The sequence below is a fragment of the Pseudonocardia sp. genome (assembly GCF_025465255.1).
In the GTDB taxonomy this organism is placed as follows: domain Bacteria; phylum Actinomycetota; class Actinomycetes; order Mycobacteriales; family Pseudonocardiaceae; genus Pseudonocardia.
The window spans coordinates 1-20,184 of the sequence record NZ_JAODNI010000121.1 but is presented as its reverse complement, the minus strand read 5'-3'; the positions used below and the strand labels follow the sequence as shown (position 1 = coordinate 20,184).

Sequence of the window (20,184 nt, the reverse complement as noted above, 5' to 3'; positions counted from 1 at the left end):
CCCTCGACCCGTGACGGGCGGACGGCGGGCGAGGACGGTCGCGGACAGGGGCCCGCGGTCCCTGCACGCGCGGCTCGTCGCGTCCGTGCTGCTGCTGCTCGCCGCCGTGTGCGCCGTGGTCGGCATCGCGACCGCCGTCGCCCTGCGGCACTTCCTGCTCGACCAGCTCGACGACGACCTCGCCTCCGCGCGCGGCCGCTTCGTCGGCATGCAGCAGGACCACGGCTCGGCGCCTCCGCTCGGGCTCGCGCACGGGGAGCAGCCGGACGGCGGTACGGACTTCCTCGGTCCGGCCCAGGCGCCGCGGACGGTCGGCGCCGTCGTCGTGGCGGGGAGCGTCACCGACGCCGTGGTGAGCGACCGCGGCGGTGCCACCTCGACCGTCCCCGGCGACCTGCACGCGACCCTCGCGGCGGTCCTGCCGGGCGCGCACCCGGTCAGCGCGGACCTCGGCGACCTCGGCGCCTACCGCCTCGTCGCGACTCTGGACCGGGACGGATCGGTGCTGGTCATCGGCCTGCCGCAGGCGGGGGTCGATCACCTGCTCGGGCTGCTGGTGCTCGCGGAGGGCGTGGTGATCGGGGTGGCGCTGCTCGTCGCCGGCGTCGCCGGGGCCGTCGCGGTGCGCCGCGAGCTGCGGCCGCTGGAGCGGGTTGCGGCAACCGCGGCGCGGGTGTCGGACCTGCGGCTGGACAGCGGGGACGTCGAGCTCGTCGAGCGGGTGCCGGCCCTCGACACGGACCCGCGGACCGAGGTCGGGCAGGTCGGTGTGGCGCTCAACCGGATGCTGGACAACGTCGCGGCCGCCCTGGAGGCCCGGCACGCGAGCGAGACGCAGCTGCGGCAGTTCGTCGCGGACGCGAGCCACGAGCTGCGCACCCCGCTCGCCGCGATCCGCGGGTACGCCGAGCTGAGCGGCCGCGACCCGGCGCTGCCCCCGGGGGCCGCGTACTCATTGCAGCGCATCTCCTCGCAGTCGTTGAGAATGAGTGCGCTGGTGGAGGACCTGCTGCTGCTCGCCCGGCTCGACGCCGGCCGCCCGCTGGAGCGGCTCCCCGTCGACCTCACCCGGATCGTCGTCGACGCGGTGTCCGACGCGAGCGCGGCCGGCCCGCGGCACCGCTGGCGGCTGACGGTGCCGGACGAACCGGTGATGGTCGTCGGCGACGGGGCCCGGCTGACCCAGGTCCTGACGAACCTGCTGGCCAACGCCCGTACCCACACCCCGGAGGGCACGGAGGTCACCGCGGGCCTGGCCTTCCGTGGGCGCGAGGTGCGGCTGACCGTCGCGGACACCGGGCCCGGCATCCCCGCGGACCTGCTCCCACACGTCTTCGAGCGGTTCGCGCGGGGCGAGGCGTCCCGGGCGCGCGCCGCGAACGAGACCGCGAGCAGCGGGCTCGGGCTGGCGATCGTCGAGGCGGTGACGGCGGCGCACGGCGGGTCGATCACAGTGTGCAGTGCGCCCGGGCGGACGCTGTTCACGGTCCGGCTCCCGACCGGGGCCGCGCCGCAGGAGCCGGTCATCCTTCCGGGTGACGAGGCGGTGGTTCGCGTCTAACCTCCCGGGAATCCGGTTGCCGTCGCGGGGGAGCAGGTATGACCGAACAGTCGGCGAAGACGACCACGACCGGCGGGAAGAAGCACCGGTTGCCGGTGCGGACGCTCGTCGCGGCCTCCATCGGCAACGCTATCGAGTGGTACGACTGGACGATCTACGCGACGTTCTCGATCTACTTCGCGACCCAGATCTTCCCGGCCGGCAACGAGGCGCTCGCCCTGCTGAGCACGTTCGCCACGTACGCGCTGGCGTTCTTCTTCCGTCCGCTCGGCGGTTACCTGCTCGGCCGGTTCGCCGACCTGCGCGGTCGCCGGACGGCGATGTTCGTGACCATCCTGCTGATGGCCGGTGGCTCGCTGGTGATCGCGATCCTGCCGACGTTCGGGATGGTCGGCTGGCTCGCGCCGATCCTGCTGGTGCTGGCCCGGATCGCGCAGGGCATGTCGCTGGGCGGCGAGGTCTCGAACGCGTCGGCCTACCTCGGCGAGGTCGCGCCGCCGGCGATGCGCGGGCGCTACTCGTCGTTCTTCTACATCTCGACAGGCACGGCGGTGCTGCTCGCCTCGCTGCTGGGCGCGCTGCTGACCGGGGTCCTCGACCACGGCCAGCTCGCGTCGTGGGGCTGGCGGATCCCGTTCCTGGTCGGCGGGCTGCTGGGCTTCTTCGGCATGTGGCTGCGCCGGACCATCCCCGAGACCGAGCAGTTCGAGGAGAACAAGCGCAAGGCCCAGGAGCTGAAGAACCCGCTGCTCACGACCTTGCGCGAGCACCCCAAGGCCGTCGCGCAGCTCGTCGGGTTCACGCTGCTCTCCACGCTCTGCTACTACACGTTCTTCTCCGCGCTGACGCCGTTCGCGGTGAAGTCCCGGGGGGCGGACGCGGGCGAGGTGTTCCTGGCGCTGTCGATCGCGACCGCGCTGTTCGTGCTCCTGCAGTACCCGATGGGCCTGCTCTCGGACCGGATCGGCCGCAAGCCGCAGCTGCTGGTCTGGTCCGCGGCGACCGCGGTCCTGATCGTGCCGCTCTCCTCGCTGATCGGCCCCGGGTTCGGCAACCTGCTCGTGGTGTTCGGCGTCGGGCTCGCGCTCTACACGGCCATGACGTCCATCGCCCCGGCGATCATGAGCGAGCTCTTCCCGACCGAGCTGCGCGGGCTGGGCATCGGGGCCTGGTACAACCTCACGGTCGCGGTGTTCGGCGGCACGGCACCGCTGGTCATCCAGGCGTTGTCCGAGGCCGGGGCGTCGCAGGCGTTCTTCTGGTACGTCGCGGGCGGGGCGGTCATCGCGTTCCTGACGATCCTCACCCTGCCGGAGACGAAGGGCATCGTCCTGCGCTGACGCGCCCGTGCGCGGATCTCGTTGCCAGGGCGACGACTTCCGCGCACGAGCGGCGACGCCCCACTATGGGCACATGAGCTACGACGTCGCGACGCTCCGGTCCCGGTTCCCCGCCCTCGCCGCGGGGGCGGCCCACTTCGACGGCCCCGGCGGGTCCCAGGTGCCGGTCGCCGTCGCCGAGGCCGTGGCGACGACGCTGCTGTCCCCGCTGGCCAACCGGGGCCGCGTCACGGCGGCGGAGCGGCACGCGGACGGGATCGTGCTACGGGCCCGCGCCGCCATGGGGGACCTGCTGAACGCGGACTCCCGCGGGATCGTGTTCGGCCGCAGCATGACCCAGCTGACCTACGACCTCGCCCGGGCCCTCGCCGCGACCTGGGGGCCGGGGGACGAGGTCGTCGTCACGAGCCTGGACCACGACGCCAACATCCGGCCCTGGCTGCTCGCCGCGGAGATCTCCGGTGCGACCGTCCGCTGGGCCGAGTTCGATCCGGAGACCGCGGAGCTCACGGCGGACCACGTCGCCGCCGTGCTGTCGTCGCGCACGAAGCTGGTGGCCGTCACCGGGTCGTCGAACATCCTGGGGACGCGGCCCCCGGTCGCGGAGATCACCCGGCTGGCGCGCGCGGCCGGGGCGCTGGCGTTCGTCGACGGCGTACACCTGACCGCGCACGTGCCCGTCGACGTCGCGGAGCTGGGCGCGGACTTCTTCGCCTGCTCGCCCTACAAGTTCCTCGGCCCTCACTGCGGGGTCCTCGCCGCCCATCCGGAGCTGCTCGAGGGGCTGCGACCGGCCAAGCTCGCGCCGTCCACGGACGACGTCCCGGAGCGCTTCGAGCTGGGCACCCTGCCCTACGAGCTGCTCGCGGGGACGACCGCGGCCGTCGGCTTCCTCGCGGACCTGAGCGGCAAGGGCAGTGAGGACGCCCCGCGCCGGGAGCGGATCGTGGCCGGCATGACGGCGGTCGAGGAGCACGAGACGCCGCTGCTCGCCCGGATCGAGGCGGGGCTCGCGCAGCTGCCGGGCGTCGTCGTCCGGTCCCGGGCGGCGCACCGGACGCCGACCCTGCTCGTCGAGTTCCCGGACGGGGACCCGCAGAAGGCCTACCGCTACCTGGCCCAGCGCAACGTCAACGCCCCGGCGGGCTCGTTCTACGCGCTGGAGGCCTCGCGCCGGCTCGGGCTGGGGGACACGGGCTCCCTGCGGATCGGCCTGGCCCCCTACACGAACGACGACGACGTCGACCGCCTGCTGCGTGCCCTGGGGGACTTCGTCGGTCTCTGACCACCGGGCCGATCTCACAGCGCCTGGGCGGCAGCGAGCAGGGAGGGGAGGACGGGGTTCGGGTTGTCCGTGCGCCACGCGAGCCCCAGCGGCACAACGTGCTCGCTCGTCAGCGGCCGCAGCACCACCCCCGGCACCGCCAGCTCGTCGGCCGGGTCGAGCACCAGCCCGACCCCGACACCGGCGCTGACCAGTGAGACCGGCGGAGCGCGCTGCGGGAGGAGCGTCTTCGCCCCGCGGGTTCGCGATCCGCGACATGATCGGCATGTGCGGGTGCTCGTGTCCTTCGTCGGCGGTCGTGGCCATCTGGAGCCGCTGCTGCCGGTCGCGCGTGCGCTCGAGACGGCCGGGCACTCGCTGCTGGTGACCGGGCAGCCGTCGATGGGGCAGGCGGTGCTCGACGCCGGGTTCCCCTTCCTCGCCACCGGCGAGGACCTGGGGGACACCGGGAAGCGCTTCCCGCTGCTCGCGTACGACACGGACCGGGAGGACGACTCGCTGCGCCGCGGGTTCGCCGGCCGCACCGCCCGTCGCCGGGCCACGGACGTGTTCGCGCTGTGCCGCTACTGGGTGCCGGACGTCCTGGTCTGCGACGAGATCGACTTCGGCGCGATGGTCGCGGCGGAGCGGTTCGGGGTCCGGGCCGCGACGGTGCTGGTCACGGCCGCGGGATCGTTCGTGCGGCCGGAGGTGGTTGCCCCGGCCCTCGACGCGCTGCGGCGCGAGTCCGGGCTGCCGCCGGACCCGGGGCTGGCGATGCCGGCGCGGGACCTCGTCGTCGCACCGTTCCCGCCGGGGTTCCGGGACCCGGGGCACCCGCTGCCGCCGACCGCCGTGTCGATCCGCCCGCCGGGCGTGTGCCCCGCAAGGGCGGGCGGCAGGGCCCCGCCGCCCTGGCCGGTCGCCCGGCCCGGCGCCCCGATCGTCTACGCCACCCTCGGCACGATCTTCGACACCGAGTCCGGAGACCTCTTCTCCCGGCTCGCCGCGGGGCTCGGCGCGCTCCCGGTGAACGTCCTGCTCACCGTGGGCCGGCACGTCCGCCCGTCGGAGGTCGGGCCGCGGCCGCCGCACGTCCACGTCGCGTCGTTCGTCCCGCAGGCCGGGGTGCTGCCGCACTGCGCGGCGGTGGTGTCGCACGGCGGCTCGGGGACGGTGATCGGCGCGCTCGCCCACGGCGTCCCGGTGGTGGTGCTGCCGCTGGGCGCGGACCAGGACCGCAACGCCGGCCGGGTCGCGGACCTGGGGACCGGGCTCGTCCTCGACCCCCTGACGGCGACGCCCGCGGAGATCGGCGCCGCGACGCTGCGGGTGCTGCGCGAACCCGCCTTCGCCGGGGCCGCCCGGATCCTCGCCGACGAGGCCGCGGAGCTGCCCGGGGCGGAGGTCGTCGTCGGGGCGGTCGAGGGTCTGGCGTCGCCCGGCTGACCTGCAGGAACTAGTGCGCGAGCCCGTCGAGGATCGTCACGAACACGTCCGGGTGCAGCTGGAAGCGGACGTGCGAGCTCGCCAGGGAGTGCACGTCGAACGGGTTCTCCGGGTGAGCGCGTCGCCCTCGGCGATCATCAGTCCTGGACGGCGAGCGGCAGCGCCGAGTCGTCGGTGGGCCGGACGTAGGTGGCGCCGAACCCGTGCCCGGGAAGGTCGACGGCGAGCGCGCGGTGCCCGCGCAGGGTGAGCTCGCGGACCGTCGGGGCCCACACCGCGGACGTGCAGCCGGCCCCGGGCACGAGGACGAAGGTGGTGGTCATCCCGCGGATTCTGGCGGACGCGTGCCCGGATGCCGCCCGTAGGTCCGGAGCTTCGCGGTGACGCGTTCGAGCTCGTCGGGCGGGATCAGGCTCGGCGTCCCGAGGAGCGACGCCTGGTGGTGGAGCCGGCAGAGCCACTCCAGGTAGGTCGTACGGGTGTACGCCTCCGCAAGCGTGGCGCCGTACGTCGTCGCGCCGTGGTTGCGCAGCAGCACCGCGGACCGGCCCTCGAGCGCGCGCACGCTCGCCTCGGCCAGCTCGGCGGAACCGTAGGTGGCGTAGGGCGCCACCCGCACCGGCCCGCCGAGCAGCCCGACGAGGTAGTGGATCGGCGGCAGCTCGTCGAGCAGCGTGGACAGCGCCGTGGCGTGGAGCGGATGTGTGTGGACGACGGCCCGGGCGTCCGTCCCCCGGTACACCGCCAGGTGCATGGGCACCTCCGACGAGGGCTCGCACCGCGCGTCGACCGGGCCGCCGTCGAGGTCGAGCACGCACACGTCCCCCGGGGTGAGCGTCGCGTAGTCGACGCCGCTGGGCGTCACCACCACCAGGTCGCCGACCCGCACGCTGAGGTTCCCCGACGTCCCGACCGTGAGCCCGTCGGCGTCCATCCGGCGGCAGTACCCGACGATCGACGCCCGCTCGTCGGCCAGCAGCATGGCGCCAGTCTGCCCGGTAGGCGCTCCTGGCCCGGGTGCCACCCCGGCACGGCTACATCGCGAGGACCGAGTCCGCCTCGATCCGCAGGAGCAGCCGCGTCTCGTTCCGGCCGCCGTACCAGGGGTAGGGGCCGCCGAGGTAGCGCTGCGCCAAGGACTCGATGTGCTCGACCGCGCCCTCGGTGGTGACGTCGACGACCCGGCCGCGTATCCCGAAGTACCGGGCGGGGTCGTCCGGATCGGACACGTTCACCGCCACCCGCGGGTCCCGCTCGATGTTGCGGACCTTCTGGTGGCCACGGACGGAGTTGATCAGGATGTGCGTGCCGTCCGTGTCCACCCAGGTCTGGGTGAGCTGCGGGGAGCCGTCCGGCATGACGGTCGCGAGGTAGCAGGGGCTGGCCCGGCGCAGGAGCTCGAGCATCGGGCCGGGAAGCGGTGGGGTGGCCATGGCCGGACGTTACGGGAGCCGGGGCCGCGGGTACCGCCCCCGCCATGACGGCTTTCGGATACACCCTTCTCTGCGAGCAGCGTGGCCCTCGCGAGCTGGTCTCGGACGCGGTCGCCGCGGAACGGGCCGGCTTCGACTTCGAGGTCATCAGCGACCACTACTTCCCCTGGCTGGACTCCATGGGGCACGCGCCGTACGCCTGGAGCGTGCTCGGCGCGGTCGCCACGGCCACCGAGCGGGTCGGGCTGATGACCTACGTGACGTGCCCGACGATCCGGTACCACCCGGCTGTCGTGGCGCAGAAGGCGGCGACGGTCGCCCTGCTCGCCGAGGGCCGCTTCACCCTCGGGCTGGGCGCGGGGGAGAACCTGAACGAGCACGTCGTCGGGCAGGGCTGGCCCCCGGCGAACGTCCGGCACGAGATGCTCGACGAGGCCGTGGTGATCATCCGCGAGCTCTTCGGGGGCGGCTACGTCAACTTCGTCGGCAAGCACTACCGGGTGGACTCGGCGAAGCTCTGGGACGTCCCGGACGGCGGCGTGCCGATCGCCGTCGCGGTGTCCGGCACGCAGTCGATCGAGCACTTCGCCCCGGTGAGCGACGCGATGGTCGCGGTGGAGCCCGAACCCGCGCTGGTGCAGGGTTTCGACCGGGCTGCCGGGGCCGAGCTGCCCAAGATCGGCCAGCAGCCGATCAGCTGGGACCCGGACCGGGACACCGCGGTGGAGCGGGCGCACGAGCTGTTCCGGTGGTTCGCGGGCGGCTGGAAGGTCAACGCGGAGCTTCCGGGCACCGCCGGGTTCGCCGCCGCGACCTCGTTCGTGCGGAGGGAGGACGTCGCGCAGGCGTTCCCGTGTGGGCCGGACGTGTCCGCGCACGTCGAGGCGGTCCGGCCGTTCGTCGACGCGGGGTTCACCCACGTCGCCCTCGCCCAGGTGGGTGGGGAGACCCAGCCCGCGTTCTGCGACTTCGCCCGCGACGAGCTGCTGCCCGCGCTGCGGGAGGAGTTCGGCGAGGCCAAGGAGCCGGCGATCGGCCTGCGTAGCGGGCGCTGAGCGGGGTACACCCCCACGACCCACGAGAGGAGAACGCATGAGCACGCTGACCGGAAGGCGCGTCGCGATCCTGGCGACGGACGGTGTCGAGGAGGTCGAGCTGACCCGGCCGCGGAAGGCGGTGGAGGACGCGGGCGCCACGACGGAGATCGTGTCCATCTCCGACGACGCGATCCAGGCCATGAACAGCGACATCGTCCCCGCGGGCACCTACCCGGTGGACAAGGTCGCGTCGAAGGTCTCGGCCGACGACTACGACGCGCTGCTCATGCCGGGCGGCACCGTCAACGCGGACCGGCTCCGCATGGACGCGGACGTGCTCACCTTCGTCAAGGACGTGTTCGCGGCGGGCAAGCCCGTCGGCGTCATCTGCCACGGGCCGTGGACGCTCGTGGAGGCGGACCTCGTTCGGGGGCGCACCCTGACGTCGTTCCCCAGCCTGCGCACGGACATCCGCAACGCGGGCGGCACCGTGGTGGACGAGGAGGTCGTCACCGACAAGGGACTCGTCTCCAGCCGCAACCCGGACGACCTGCCCGCGTTCTGCGCGAAGGTCGTCGAGGAGTTCGCCGAGGGTACGCACGAGATGCACGACGAGGGCGCGACGAGCTGAACCTCGTGCGCGGGCGCCGTCGCCCCGGCGGCGGTGCCCGCGCACGAGGTGAGAGGAGTACTCACGTGACCGGCTTCTTCGGGCCGGGAGGCCCTCCGGACCCCGGGGACCAGTTCCCGCACATGGGTCCCGGCGACCCCCGCGGCCCGGCGCACCGGATCGACCTGACCCGCCTGATGAGCGCGGGGTCCCGCGAGATCATGGCGGCCGCCGCGCGCGAGGCGATAGAACGCGGTGACGCCGATCTGGACGCGACGCACATGCTGCTCGCCGCGGCCCGGCTCGAACCCACCCGGCAGTGGCTGACCAGGGCGGGGACGGACCCCGACACCCTGATCAAGGCCCTCGAGGAGGGCCTGCCGCGCGGCCGGTCCCGTGGCCGGCCCCCCGTCCTGACGCCCGCCGCGAAGCGCGCGCTGCTCGACGGACACCAGATCTCGCGCTCGCTCGGCGCCACCTACATCGGCCCCGAGCACCTGCTGCTCGCCCTGGCCTCGAACGACGAGTCCGCGGCCGGACGGCTGCTGGCCGAGGCGCGGTTCACCCCCGCGGCGGCCACGCGGGGCCAGCCCCTGCAGGCCGCCGAACAGCAGGGACCGAGCAGCACGCCGACCCTGGACCAGTACGGCCAGGACCTCACGGCCGCCGCCCGCGGCGGCAGTCTCGACCCCGTCATCGGCCGCGAGGACGAGATCGAGCAGACGATCGAGGTACTGTCCCGGCGCACCAAGAACAACCCCGTGCTGGTCGGCGAGGCGGGTGTCGGCAAGACCGCAGTGGTCGAGGGCATCGCCCAGCGCATCGCCGACGGCGAGGTGCCGGACACCCTCAAGGACCGTCGCGTCGTCCAGCTCGACCTCTCCGGTGTCGTCGCCGGAACGCGGTACCGGGGCGACTTCGAGGAGCGCATGCGCTCCGTCATCGAGGAGGTCCGCGCGCACTCGGCGGAGCTCATCGTCTTCATCGACGAGCTGCACACCATGGTCCGCGCCGGCGCCGGCGGCGGCGGTGGCGACGGCGGTGGCGGTGGCGGTGGCATGGACGCGGGCAACATGCTCAAGCCCGCCCTCGCCCGCGGCGAGCTGCACGTCATCGGCGCCACGACGCTCGACGAGTACCGCCGCCACATCGAGTCCGACGCCGCGCTGGCCCGTCGCTTCCAGCCCGTCCTGGTGCCGGAGCCGAGCGTCGAGGACACGATCGCGATCCTCGGCGGCCTGCGCGACCGCTACGAGGCCCACCACCAGGTCCGCTACACCGAGGACGCCCTCCGGGCGGCGGCCGAGATGTCCGACCGGTACATCACCGAGCGGTTCCTGCCGGACAAGGCCATCGACCTCGTCGACCAGGCCGGGGCCCGGGTGCGGCTGCGCACGCGCACGCCGTCGACGGACCGCCGCGGCCTCGAACAGCGCCTCGAACAGCTGATCCGGGACAAGGACCAGGCGGTCGCGGACGAGCAGTTCGAGCGCGCGGTGGAGCTGCGGGACGAGATCGCGCAGGTCCGGGCCGAGCTGGCGGCGACGCGCGGGGGTCCCGGGAGCGTGCCGGAGGTGGGTGTCGAGGAGATCGCGGACGTCGTGGCCCGCTCCACCGGCATCCCCGTCTCGCAGCTGACCGAGACCGAGCGCGAACGCCTGCTGCGCCTGGAGGACGAGCTGCACAAGCGGATCGTCGGGCAGGACGAGGCGGTGCACGCCGTCGCCGAGGCGATCCGGCTGTCCCGGACGGGGCTGGCGGATCCTGACCGGCCCGTCGGCAGCTTCCTCTTCCTCGGCCCGACGGGCGTCGGCAAGACCGAGCTCGCCAAGGCGCTCGCCGTGGCGCTGTTCGGCGAGGAGGACCGGATGGTCCGCCTCGACATGAGCGAGTACGGGGAGCGGCACACCGTCGCGCGGATGGTCGGGTCCCCGCCCGGCTACGTCGGCTACGGCGAGTCCGGCGAGCTGACCGAGGCCGTCCGCCGCCGGCCGTACTCGGTGCTGCTGCTCGATGAGATCGAGAAGGCCCACCCGGACGTGTTCAACACGTTGCTGCAGGTCCTCGACGACGGGCGGCTCACCGACGGCCAGGGCCGCACCGTGGACTTCCGCAACACCGTGATCATCATGACGTCCAACGTCGGGTCCGAGCTGATCACCAGCCGCGGCGCGACGCTCGGCTTCGGCTCGACGGCCGAGCGACAGTCCGACGAGGGCTCCCGCGAGGACGCGGTGCTGCGGGAACGCCTGTTGCCGCGGCTGCGCGACGTGTTCCGGCCCGAGTTCCTCAACCGGATCGACGAGACGATCGTCTTCCGGCGCCTGGAGCCCGAGCAGCTGAGCACGATCACCGAGCTGCTGCTGGACGAGGTGCGCGCCCGGCTCGCCGAGCGGGACATCGAGCTGGACATCACCCCGGACGCGATCTCGCTGCTGTCCGAGCGCGGCTACCAGCCGGAGTTCGGGGCCCGCCCGCTGCGCCGCACGATCCGCCGCGAGCTGGACAACCGGCTGGCCTCGCTCATGCTCTCGGGTGAGATCGAGAACGGCGGCGCGGTGCACGTCGACGTGCGGGAGGGGGAGCTGGATCTGCAGGTCACCGGTAGCAGCTGACGTCGGTCGTGCGCGGTGGGCCGTGCCCCGGCACCACCCACCGCGCACGAGCCGTCAGGCGGGTTCGGCGCCCGGGCCCCGGCCGGCGCCCGTTCCGCCGTCGTCCGGGTCGAGATCCTGCTCCTCGGCGGGGGTCTCGGCGTCGTCCTCGTCCCGGACCTGGTCCACCGTGTGGCCGAGGACCCGTTCTTCCATCTCGTCGACGGTGTCCTCCAGGTCACTCTGTGCGGGATCCTGGTCGGGGTCGCGAGATGCGCCGGACGCGGACTCGTGGTCAGGTGTCGACTCGAGCATGGCGTGGTGTGCCCGGCACTCCGCGCGATCAAACGCGAAGGGGGTGGGCGGTGCCCGAGGTACGCGTCATGGCACTGGGCGTCGACCCGCAGGGGTCACGGCCGCTGCTCGTCCTGCAGGAGACCGACGGACCGGGCCGGGTGCTGCCGATCGCCGTCGGCATCCCCGAGGCGCAGGCCGTCGAGCTGGAACGCAGCGGCGCCCGGCCTGAACGCCCGCAGACCCACGCGTTGATCTGCAACGTCGTCGAGGCGCTGGGTCACCGGATCGAGGGGGTGCGGATCACCGAGCTCCGGGACGGGATCTACCACGCCGAGCTGCGGCTCGACGGCGGCGTCACCGTGTCCTCGCGGCTCACCGACGCGGTCACGCTGGCGCTGCACCTGGAGCTGCCGATCCTCGTGGAGGAGGACGTCCTCGCGGCGGGGGCCACCGAGCTCACGGTGGTGAACGTCGAGGACGACCAGGAGGAGGAGCACGAGATCGCCGTCGACGAGTCCGGGGAGCCGGTCGTCGACCCGGACGAGGTCGAGGCGTTCCGGAAGTTCCTGGACCAGGCGTCGCCGGAGGACTTCGACAAACCGTCGTAGTCCCTGACCTGCGGATCTGAGACGCTACGTCCGCTTCGTCGCGCTCGTCCCGGACGCGGCGGACGGGCGGCGGAGCACGACCGCGGCGATCCGGACCACCATCGAGTCCGCCAGCGCCGCGCCGATGCCCCACGGCCCCACCCAGCCCTCGGTCGCGACCGATCCGGACACCGACAGCACCGCGACCAGCACGAAGCAGGCGATCCCGAGCATCCCCACGACCGCGGCGCCGAGCACCAGCCCGGGGCTGTGCCTGCGCGCGATCATGACGGCCAGCGCGACCTCGGCCAATGCGATCACCGCGGCGAGGACGGCCGGCACCGGTCCGGCGCCGAAGGTCGTGACCGCCAGCCCGGCCTGGACGACGGCCGCGATCGCGAGCAGCACGACGATGACCGTCGGGCGGGTCGCGGCGGTCGGCAGGGCCGCGGCGGCTGCCGAGAACGGATCCGACGGGCCGCGGTTCTTCGGGGACGAGCGGTCGGGGCGCTGCGGCACGGGCACTCCTGGCGGGATCGGTGGACTCCCCAGGGTAGGCGCGGGCCGCCCTGGGCGTTCCTGTGGACCGGGCGCGGCTTCCGGACGTCGAGCCTGGACCGGACGGAGCAACGCGGGCCCGTTCGCCGCCGTCGAACGGCGGTTGGGCGGGTCCCGCGGCCGGGGTTGCTCAGGTTGGCCGGGTTCCGGGGCCCGCCCGCCTACCGTCCTCGTGCACCACAGTCGAGGCGAGGAGCGGTCCGGAGATGACGCGCAGGAACCGGTCGTGGGCGGCGGCGCTGCTGGCCGCCGCGGGCCTGACCGTGCTGTCGGCGTGCGCGAACGAGCCCGTCGCCCCGGCTGCGGCCCCCGCCGCCACCGTCCACGACATGGCCGGCATGCAGGGGATGGAGGGCATGCAGGGGATGGAGGGCATGCACCACGGCGGCGGGAGCGGGTCCGTCGAGCTCTGGGCCGTGCAGACCGGGCTGCTCGGCACCGTCGTCACCGACGGCGGCGGGCACGTCCTGCTCCGCTCGGACTCGGACAGCGCGACCCCACCGACGTCCACCTGCACGGACGCCTGCACGGCCTCCTGGGTTCCGGTCCTGCTGCCGGCAGGGCAGACCCCCGGCCTGATGGGCGTCGACGACTCCGCGGTCGGCACGGCGACGCGCGCGGACGGGTCCGCGCAGCTCACGCTGAAGGGCTGGCCGCTCTACCGCAACGCCGCCGACGACGGCTCGCTGACGACCACGGCGGGCAACGGCACCGACGGCACCTGGTTCGCCGTGGCCCCCGACGGGAGCAAGGCCAAGCCCTGACACCGGGTTACCCGCGTCCGGCGGGCGTCCTGGACGTGGGGGATCATCGGGTGTCCTCGCCCTCACGACCGGAGGAGCTGCTCCCGTGTTCACGACCCGGCCCACCCTGCAGGGCATCTTCGGCATGGCCGCGTCGACGCACTGGCTCGCCTCCTCGACGGCCATGGCGGTCCTCGAGGACGGCGGCAACGCGTTCGACGCCGCAGTGGCCGCGGGGTTCGTGCTGCAGGTCGTCGAACCGCATCTGAACGGGCCGGGCGGGGACCTGCCGATCATCCTGGCGCCGGCCGGGGGCCGGGTGCAGGTCCTCTGCGGGCAGGGCCCGGCGCCGGCCGGCGCGACGATCGCGCACTACACGGGCCTGGGCCTGGATCTCGTCCCCGGGACCGGGCCGCTCGCGGCGGCCGTGCCCGGCGCCGTCGAGGCGTGGCTGGTCCTGCTGCGGGACCACGGCACGAAGTCCCTGGCCGAGGTCCTGAAGTACGCCGTCGGGTACGCCGAGGACGGGCATCCGGCCGTCGATCGGGTCGGGGCGGCGGTGTCCGCCGTGCAGGAGCTGTTCGAGACGGAGTGGACCACCTCCGCCGCCGTCTACCTGCCGGGCGGCGCACCGCCGAGGCCCGGTGCGCTGCTGCGCAACCCGGCCCTCGCGGCCACCTGGCGCCGGCTCCTCGCGGAGTCCGCGGGGGGAACCCGGGAAGCCGAGATCGACGCGGCCCGGCGGGTCTGGCGGGAGGGGTTCGTCGCCGAGCACCTCGCCGCGGCCGCGGCCCGGCCGACCATGGACACCTCGGGGGAACGACATGCGGGCACCCTCACGGTCGACGACATGGCGGGGTTCGAAGCCACCTACGAGGAGCCGGCGACCTTCACCTGGAACGGCTGGACGATCGCGAAGCCCGGGCTCTGGAGCCAGGGCCCGGTGTTCCTGCAGCAGCTCGCGCTCCTGCCCGGCGGGCTGGAGTACGGGACCCCGGAGTACGTGCACACGCTGGTCGAGGGGGCGAAGCTCGCGATGGCGGACCGCGAGGCCTGGTACGGCGACGACGCCCCCGTCCCGCTGGACGCACTGCTCGATCCCGCCTACAGCGCGGCGCGCCGCGCCCTGATCGGTGAGCACGCCTCGTACGAGCTGCGGCCCGGCAGCCCGGACGGGCGGGAACCGCGGCTGAGCAAACAGGCCCTCGCCGCGGCGAGCGGGGCGGTCACCGTGGCGCCCGGCGCCGGAGCGGGGGAGCCGACCGTCGCCCGCGACGGCGCCACCCGGGGCGACACCTGCCACGTCGACGTCGTCGACCGGTGGGGAAACATGATCTCCGCGACGCCGAGCGGGGGCTGGCTGCAGTCCAACCCGGTCGTCCCCGAGCTGGGCTTCCCGCTCGGGACCCGGCTGCAGATGTCCTGGCTGGAACCCGGCCTGCCGAACTCGCTGGCACCCGAAAAGCGCCCGCGGACCACGCTCAGCCCCTCGCTCGCGCTCCGCGACGGCGAGCCGGTGATGGCGTTCGGGACGCCCGGCGGGGACCAGCAGGACCAGTGGACCGTGCACTTCCTGCTCGCCGTCGCCCTGCGCGAGCCGGTGCGGGGCGGGCCGGACCTGCAGGGCGCGATCGACGCCCCGAACTGGCACACGGAGAGCTTCCCCAGCTCGTTCTACCCGCGCGCGATGAGCGCGGGCAGCGTCGTCGTCGAGTCGCGGATCGGGGAGGCCGTGATCGACGAGCTGACCCGCCGCGGGCACGACGTCACGGTCGGCGACCCCTGGTCCGAGGGCCGGATCAGCGCGGTCGCGCGGGACCCGGAGACGAGGATCCTGTCGGCCGGTGCCAACCCCCGGGGGATGCAGGGCTACGCCGTCGGCAGGTAACCGCCGCCGTGTTCGGGTAGACCTGTGCGGCATGCGGGTCTCCCACGGCCGACGAACCCCGAGTCGCCCGATGAGCCGCCCGCCGGGACCCGTAGGCACGAGGTGCGCGGCCTCGCGCGGGTGGTCTCTGCCCTCCGCGGTGTGAGACGGAGCCCCTGCAGCCGTGGCCCTCACGCGTGCGGCTCACGTCGCGGGCCTGCGGCCGTGGTCCGTACCGGCCTCACGGCCGTGGTTCCCACGAGCGCCGCCACCCGGCGGTCACGCCGAGCTACTGCGAGACTTCGGTCGTGAGTAGCGAGGAGTGGGTGCAGCACGCGATCTGGTGGCAGGTCTATCCGCTCGGCTTCACCGGGGCCGAGCAGCAGGGTGACCCCGACGGGCCCGTGCGGCAGCGACTGGACCGGCTCGTCGAGTGGCTGGACTACGCCGTCGAGCTCGGCGCCTCCGGGATCGCGCTCGGGCCGATCTTCGCCTCGCAGACCCACGGCTACGACACCGTCGACCACCTGCGCATCGACCCGCGCCTCGGCGACGCGGACTCGTTCGCCCGCCTGGTCGAGGCGGCGCACGGGCGTGGTCTGAGGGTGCTGCTCGACGGAGTGTTCAACCACGTCGGGCGGGCGTTCCCGGCCTTCAGGCGGGTGCTGGAACAGGGGCCGTCGGCGCCCGAGGCGGACTGGTTCCGGCTCACCTGGCCGGACGGCGCGGGCCCGGGGACGGAGCCGGGCTACGGGGACTTCGAGGGCCACTCCGAGCTCGTCGCGCTCAACCACGACTCACCGGCCGTGGTGGACCACGTGGTCGAGGTCATGAACCACTGGCTCGACGCGGGCGCCGACGGCTGGCGGCTCGACGCGGCCTACGCGGTGCCCGAGGCGTTCTGGGCGCGGGTGCTGCCGCGGGTACGGGATAGGCACCCGGACGTCTACGTCGTCGGCGAGGTGATCCACGGCGACTACCCGGGCTTCGTGGAGGCGAGCGGCGTCGACGCCGTCACCCAGTACGAGCTGTGGAAGTCGATCCGGAACGCGCTCGCCGAGGGGAACCTCTTCGAGCTGGACTGGAACCTGAAACGGCACAACGAGTTCCTCGAGACCTTCGTGCCGATGACGTTCGTCGGGAACCACGACGTCACCCGCCTCGCGAGCGCGCTGCCCGAGCAGCTGCTGCCGCACGCGCTGGCGGTGCTGTTCACCGTCGCCGGCACCCCGGCCGTCTACTACGGGGACGAGCAGGCCTACCGCGGCGTCAAGGAGGAACGCGCCGGCGGGGACGACCAGATCCGCCCCGAGTTCCCGACCGACGGGCCGGAGTCGCTCTCCGAGCTCGGCATGCCCGTCTTCCACGTGCACCAGGAGCTGATCGGGCTGCGCCGCCGCCACCCGTGGCTGCACACGGCCCGCACCACCGCCGTCGAGCTGCAGAACACCCGCGCCGTGCTCGAGAGCCGCAGCGCCGACGGCACCCGGCGGCTGCGCCTGGCCCTCAACCTCGACGACCAGCCGGCCGAGCTCCCGGTCCCGGGCGCGGTCGAGGTGCTGGCCGGACCCGGCGGCCTGCACGAGGGGAAGGCCGGGCTCGGCCCGCACGGCTGGGTGGTCGTCGGGGACTGATCTGCCGGCCCACTCACCTTGGGTGGTTGCCTCGGACCGACCTCCGATCGCCGGACGGTGGATTCGGCCGTCCGGCGCTCTGGACGATCCGCCCGTCGCAACGCGGTGCGATCATCCGTCTACCTGGCGTCACCTGTTCGTGAGGTCGTCGTTCTACCGAACGTGCACACGATCTTCCTCCGGACGCGAACCGGTGACCTCCGAACGGGGGGCCGGTAGATGGCGAGCCATTCCACGGTGCGGCCGGCCCCGCCGCACGACGCAGAAGAGGGCCGCCCGCGACGGGGGCGGGCGGCACTCGTCGGCTGGGCCGCAGCGGGGGTTGCCGCGGTCCTCGCGCTCGTCCTCGGTGCAGGCCTGCTGACCGGCGGGGGGACGCCGGCGCCGGCGCCGGCGAGCAGCCCGTCGGCGGGCACGGCCGCCACCGTCGACGTCGCGTCGCTACCGGAGAGCACCACCTTCACTACGATCGACGGTGCCCCGGCGGACCCGTCCCCGCGTGCGGCCACGGACGGCCGGGTCGTGCACCCGGTGACGGACACCGTGGTCCACGACGCCCCGGGCGGCACCCCGATCGCCCGCATGCCCGCGACACAGATCGGCGACACCTGGCTGCCGGTCGTCGGTGAGCAGAGCGGCTGGGTGCAGGTCCTGCTCCCGTCGCGGCCCAGCTCGTCGACGGGGTGGCTGCCGGCCGCGGACCTCGAGACCGCCGTCTCGCCCTACGTGATCGACGTGCACCTCGGGTCGATGACCCTCGAGCTGCTGCGCAACGGGCAGCGGGTCGACCGGTGGACGGTCGGCATCGGCAAGGCCTCGGCCCCCACGCCGACCGGACGCACCTTCCTGCTCGGCGCGTTCAGCGACGCGAAGCAGAAGTACTCCCCGGTGATCCTGCCGCTGGGCACGCACAGCCCCACGCACGACACCTTCGGCGGCGGCCCCGGCACCGTCGCCATCCACACCTGGCCGACCGACGACGTGTTCGGCACCGCCACGAGCGACGGCTGCATCCGGGTTCCGGCCGACGCCCTCACCACCCTCACGAGCGTGCCGCTCGGCACCCTCGTCCGGATCGACGAAGCATGAAGGAGACCAGTCGCGTGAAGACCTCGAAGTGGGCGGGTGCGGGAGCGGCCGCGGTCGGCGCGGCGACCACCGCGGCGGTGCTGCTCCTGGGGACCGCAACGGCCTCGGCAGCGGACGGCCCCCGGCCGTCGAACGCGTTCGGGATCAAGGTGGACAGCCCCGTCGCGAGCCTCCCCGCCGTGCCGTACGTCGAGTACGACGGTGAGAAGGCGTCCGACGAGCTGGTCGGCACCGACGGGAGCCTCAAGGGCGCCCCGTTCTCCGTCCGGCTCGTGACCGCGGAGGCGGACGAGCACTCCGCGGAGAGCTCCGTGGCGGACCTGAACGTCGGCGGCCTGCTCAAGGCCAAGCTCCTGCGCACCTGGTGCGACGACGGGGACGGCGGCCTGCAGATCGTCGACGGGTCGGTGCTCGGCGTCGCGCTGCCGGAGACGCCCGCGCCGAGCCTCGTCATCCCCGCGTCGCCGCTGCTGGAGCTCACGCTGAACCAGCGCGACGAGCACCGCGACGGCACGACGACCTACACCGGGCTGACGCTGGACCTGGTCACCGCGGGCAAGGACCCGAAGGCCGCGCTCGACGAGAAGACCCAGGACGCGCTCCCGGACCTCGCCGGGGCGCTGCACCTGCCGCAGCTGGCCGACGCGAAGACGGTCGAGGACCTGACGGCGCTCCTGCCGACCGGCGGCTCCGTGCTGTCGCTCACCGTCGGCTCCGCGACCTGCGGCCCGGCCGACGAGGAGACCGAGCACGCTCGGATCCCGGAGCCCGCCACCGGTCACCCGGAGGCGCCGAAGCCGGCCGTGACCGAGTACAGCCTGCCCGTCACCGGCTGACCGCCCGCGCCCGACCGGACGCCGGGACACCCCTTCGGGTGCCCCGGCGTTCGGCCGTTCGGGGCACCTGCCGGGCCGGCCGCCGCCGGGCCTTGACGGCGCCGGGGTGCCCTTGACGGTCAAGGACTGTGACCCAGGCCGAGCCGCCCCGCCGCGACCCGTCGAAGGGCCGCGACCCGTCCGGGGGTGCCCGCCTGCCCCGGCGTGGTGGCGTCCCTCGTGCTCGGGGTCGGAACGCACGGCGCGCTCGTCGAGCGCGTCGAATACGAGGCCGCGCACCGCAGCGTCGTTTCCGCGGTGCTGACCGGGTACCGCCCCCGGTCTCGGCGGACCGCCCGGCCGGCGCGGCGCGCGCCCCGGCTCCCGCGCGCTGGACCGAGGCGAGCGGGCGCGAGCACACCGGCGTCGTCCCCGCGCCGGAGGCCGCCCGCGCCGGGAGCGCCGTGGAGCTCTGGACCGGCGAGGACGGCGAGCCGGCCGGACGCCCGGTGGGCGTCGGCGAGGCGGCGCTGGGGGGGTGGCCCGCCGGCATCCTGGCGATGCTCTGCGGGCTCGGCGTGCTGCGGATGCTGTGGGCCGTGATGGTCCGGTGCACCGCGTCGGTGAACGACCGGAGCTGGACCCGGGAGTGGGAACGGGTCGAGCCGCGGTGGTCCGGACGCCGCGGGCACGGCGCTGACCGCTGATCAGTAGCTGCGGGGGAGCCCCAGTCCCTGCGTTGCGATGTGCGCGAGCACCAGCTCCTCGGCCACGGGGATGTTCTTCCCGATCCGCGCGTCCCGGTGCAGCCGCGCCACCGGGTACTCCTCCGAGTAGGCCATTCCGCCGAACGTCTGGAACGCCCGGTCCGCCGCGTCCCACGCGGCGTTGGCCGCCGTCAGCTTCGCGACGTTGGCCTCGTGCCCGGACGGCTCCCCGCGGTCCCACAGCCACGCCGCCTTGCGCGCCATCAGCCGGGCCAGCTCCGTCTGGGCCTTGACCTGCGCCAACGGGTACGCGACGGCCTGGTTGGCGCCGATCGGCCGGTCGAAGACGACGCGCTCGCGGGCGTAGTCCACGGCGATCCGCAACGCGAGGTCCGCGGCGCCGACCGCGCTGGCCGAGGCGAGGATCCGTTCCGGGTTGAGGATGTCCCACAGCACTGCGAAGCCCGCGCCGGGCTCGCCGACGACGCGGTGGGCCGGGACCCGCACGTCGTCGAAGTGCACGGTGTTGGACTGGACGATCCGGCTGCCGGCCTTCGGGATCGGGGTGAACTCCAGCGTCCCGGCGGTCCGCGCCTCCT

At 74.0% G+C, this 20,184-nt stretch carries 20 protein-coding genes and 1 pseudogene; 14 read left to right on the top strand and 7 right to left on the bottom strand.

What is annotated here, in order from left to right; genetic code table 11:
* Window positions 1–10 precede the first annotated feature (10 nt).
* From JWP64_RS14455 to JWP64_RS14445, 3 genes are all read left to right on the top strand, one after another.
* Window positions 11–1,561 carry a HAMP domain-containing sensor histidine kinase gene (locus tag JWP64_RS14455; RefSeq protein ID WP_297496608.1) on the top strand — a complete coding sequence of 517 codons (1,551 nt, stop codon included), beginning with the start codon at window positions 11–13 and terminating at the stop codon, window positions 1,559–1,561.
* Window positions 1,562–1,599: 38 nt separating this feature from the next.
* A complete protein-coding gene (locus tag JWP64_RS14450; protein ID WP_297496606.1) occupies window positions 1,600–2,901 on the top strand; it encodes an MFS transporter in 1,302 nt (433 codons plus the stop codon).
* A gap of 73 nt (window positions 2,902–2,974) precedes the next feature.
* Window positions 2,975–4,186, top strand: coding sequence for a cysteine desulfurase-like protein (locus JWP64_RS14445; protein WP_297496604.1), 1,212 nt, complete (start codon window positions 2,975–2,977; stop codon window positions 4,184–4,186).
* Between the two features lie 14 nt (window positions 4,187–4,200).
* Here JWP64_RS14445 and JWP64_RS14440 read toward each other — a convergent pair whose 3' ends face one another.
* Entirely contained in the window at window positions 4,201–4,350 is a 150-nt protein-coding gene (locus tag JWP64_RS14440) for a hypothetical protein (RefSeq protein WP_297496603.1), read from the bottom strand.
* Between the two features lie 103 nt (window positions 4,351–4,453).
* Here JWP64_RS14440 and JWP64_RS14435 point away from each other — a divergent pair, with 103 nt between their 5' ends.
* The gene (locus tag JWP64_RS14435; protein ID WP_297496601.1) at window positions 4,454–5,614 is read left to right on the top strand and encodes a glycosyltransferase; all 1,161 of its coding nucleotides are present in this window, start codon (window positions 4,454–4,456) and stop codon (window positions 5,612–5,614) included.
* A gap of 185 nt (window positions 5,615–5,799) precedes the next feature.
* Here the strand turns inward: JWP64_RS14435 and JWP64_RS14430 are convergent.
* The 3 genes and pseudogenes from JWP64_RS14430 to JWP64_RS14420 all read right to left on the bottom strand — a co-directional run.
* Window positions 5,800–5,937, bottom strand: a pseudogene (locus JWP64_RS14430) (alpha/beta fold hydrolase); the annotation flags it as partial.
* Window positions 5,934–6,596: a class II aldolase/adducin family protein gene (locus tag JWP64_RS14425; protein WP_297496599.1), complete on the bottom strand. Its 663-nt coding sequence runs from the start codon at window positions 6,594–6,596 to the stop codon at window positions 5,934–5,936. The pseudogene JWP64_RS14430 and the gene JWP64_RS14425, both read right to left, overlap by 4 nt.
* Window positions 6,597–6,648: 52 nt before the next feature.
* Window positions 6,649–7,047 carry a PPOX class F420-dependent oxidoreductase gene (locus JWP64_RS14420; RefSeq protein ID WP_297496597.1) on the bottom strand — a complete coding sequence of 133 codons (399 nt, stop codon included), beginning with the start codon at window positions 7,045–7,047 and terminating at the stop codon, window positions 6,649–6,651.
* A gap of 44 nt (window positions 7,048–7,091) precedes the next feature.
* Between JWP64_RS14420 and JWP64_RS14415 the strand changes: the two genes are divergently transcribed.
* From JWP64_RS14415 to JWP64_RS14405, 3 genes are all read left to right on the top strand, one after another.
* Complete coding sequence (locus JWP64_RS14415; protein ID WP_297496595.1) at window positions 7,092–8,102, top strand: LLM class F420-dependent oxidoreductase; 1,011 nt, start codon at window positions 7,092–7,094, stop codon at window positions 8,100–8,102.
* Between the two features lie 37 nt (window positions 8,103–8,139).
* The gene (locus JWP64_RS14410; RefSeq protein ID WP_297496593.1) at window positions 8,140–8,715 is read left to right on the top strand and encodes a type 1 glutamine amidotransferase domain-containing protein; all 576 of its coding nucleotides are present in this window, start codon (window positions 8,140–8,142) and stop codon (window positions 8,713–8,715) included.
* A gap of 122 nt (window positions 8,716–8,837) precedes the next feature.
* Window positions 8,838–11,309: an ATP-dependent Clp protease ATP-binding subunit gene (locus JWP64_RS14405; protein ID WP_297496838.1), complete on the top strand. Its 2,472-nt coding sequence runs from the start codon at window positions 8,838–8,840 to the stop codon at window positions 11,307–11,309.
* A 54-nt stretch (window positions 11,310–11,363) separates the two neighbouring features.
* Here the strand turns inward: JWP64_RS14405 and JWP64_RS14400 are convergent, their stop codons facing one another.
* Entirely contained in the window at window positions 11,364–11,504 is a 141-nt protein-coding gene (locus JWP64_RS14400) for a hypothetical protein (protein ID WP_297496591.1), read from the bottom strand.
* 167 nt (window positions 11,505–11,671) lie between these two features.
* On the opposite strand from JWP64_RS14400, the gene JWP64_RS14395 reads away from it, so the two are divergent.
* A complete protein-coding gene (locus tag JWP64_RS14395) occupies window positions 11,672–12,193 on the top strand; it encodes a bifunctional nuclease family protein (RefSeq protein WP_297496589.1) in 522 nt (173 codons plus the stop codon).
* A 24-nt stretch (window positions 12,194–12,217) separates the two neighbouring features.
* Here the strand turns inward: JWP64_RS14395 and JWP64_RS14390 are convergent, their stop codons facing one another.
* Window positions 12,218–12,691: a hypothetical protein gene (locus JWP64_RS14390; protein ID WP_297496587.1), complete on the bottom strand. Its 474-nt coding sequence runs from the start codon at window positions 12,689–12,691 to the stop codon at window positions 12,218–12,220.
* 245 nt (window positions 12,692–12,936) lie between these two features.
* Here JWP64_RS14390 and JWP64_RS14385 point away from each other — a divergent pair, with 245 nt between their 5' ends.
* The 6 genes from JWP64_RS14385 (at window position 12,937) to JWP64_RS14360 (ending at window position 19,585) form a co-directional block, all read left to right on the top strand.
* Entirely contained in the window at window positions 12,937–13,494 is a 558-nt protein-coding gene (locus JWP64_RS14385; protein ID WP_297496585.1) for a hypothetical protein, read from the top strand.
* Between the two features lie 85 nt (window positions 13,495–13,579).
* A complete protein-coding gene (locus tag JWP64_RS14380) occupies window positions 13,580–15,361 on the top strand; it encodes a gamma-glutamyltransferase (protein WP_297496583.1) in 1,782 nt (593 codons plus the stop codon).
* 287 nt (window positions 15,362–15,648) lie between these two features.
* Complete coding sequence (locus JWP64_RS14375; protein WP_297496580.1) at window positions 15,649–16,974, top strand: alpha-amylase family glycosyl hydrolase; 1,326 nt, start codon at window positions 15,649–15,651, stop codon at window positions 16,972–16,974.
* A gap of 219 nt (window positions 16,975–17,193) precedes the next feature.
* Window positions 17,194–18,063, top strand: coding sequence for a L,D-transpeptidase (locus tag JWP64_RS14370; protein WP_297496579.1), 870 nt, complete (start codon window positions 17,194–17,196; stop codon window positions 18,061–18,063).
* Between the two features lie 14 nt (window positions 18,064–18,077).
* Window positions 18,078–18,899 (top strand): hypothetical protein, encoded by an 822-nt coding sequence (locus tag JWP64_RS14365; RefSeq protein ID WP_297496577.1) that lies wholly within the window; start codon window positions 18,078–18,080, stop codon window positions 18,897–18,899.
* 443 nt (window positions 18,900–19,342) lie between these two features.
* Window positions 19,343–19,585, top strand: a complete 243-nt coding sequence (locus JWP64_RS14360; protein ID WP_297496575.1) for a hypothetical protein — start codon at window positions 19,343–19,345, stop codon at window positions 19,583–19,585.
* Here the strand turns inward: JWP64_RS14360 and JWP64_RS14355 are convergent.
* Window positions 19,586–20,184 (bottom strand): acyl-CoA dehydrogenase (locus tag JWP64_RS14355; RefSeq protein WP_297496573.1); only part of this gene is annotated, 599 nt, incomplete at its 5' end. It lies immediately after the preceding gene.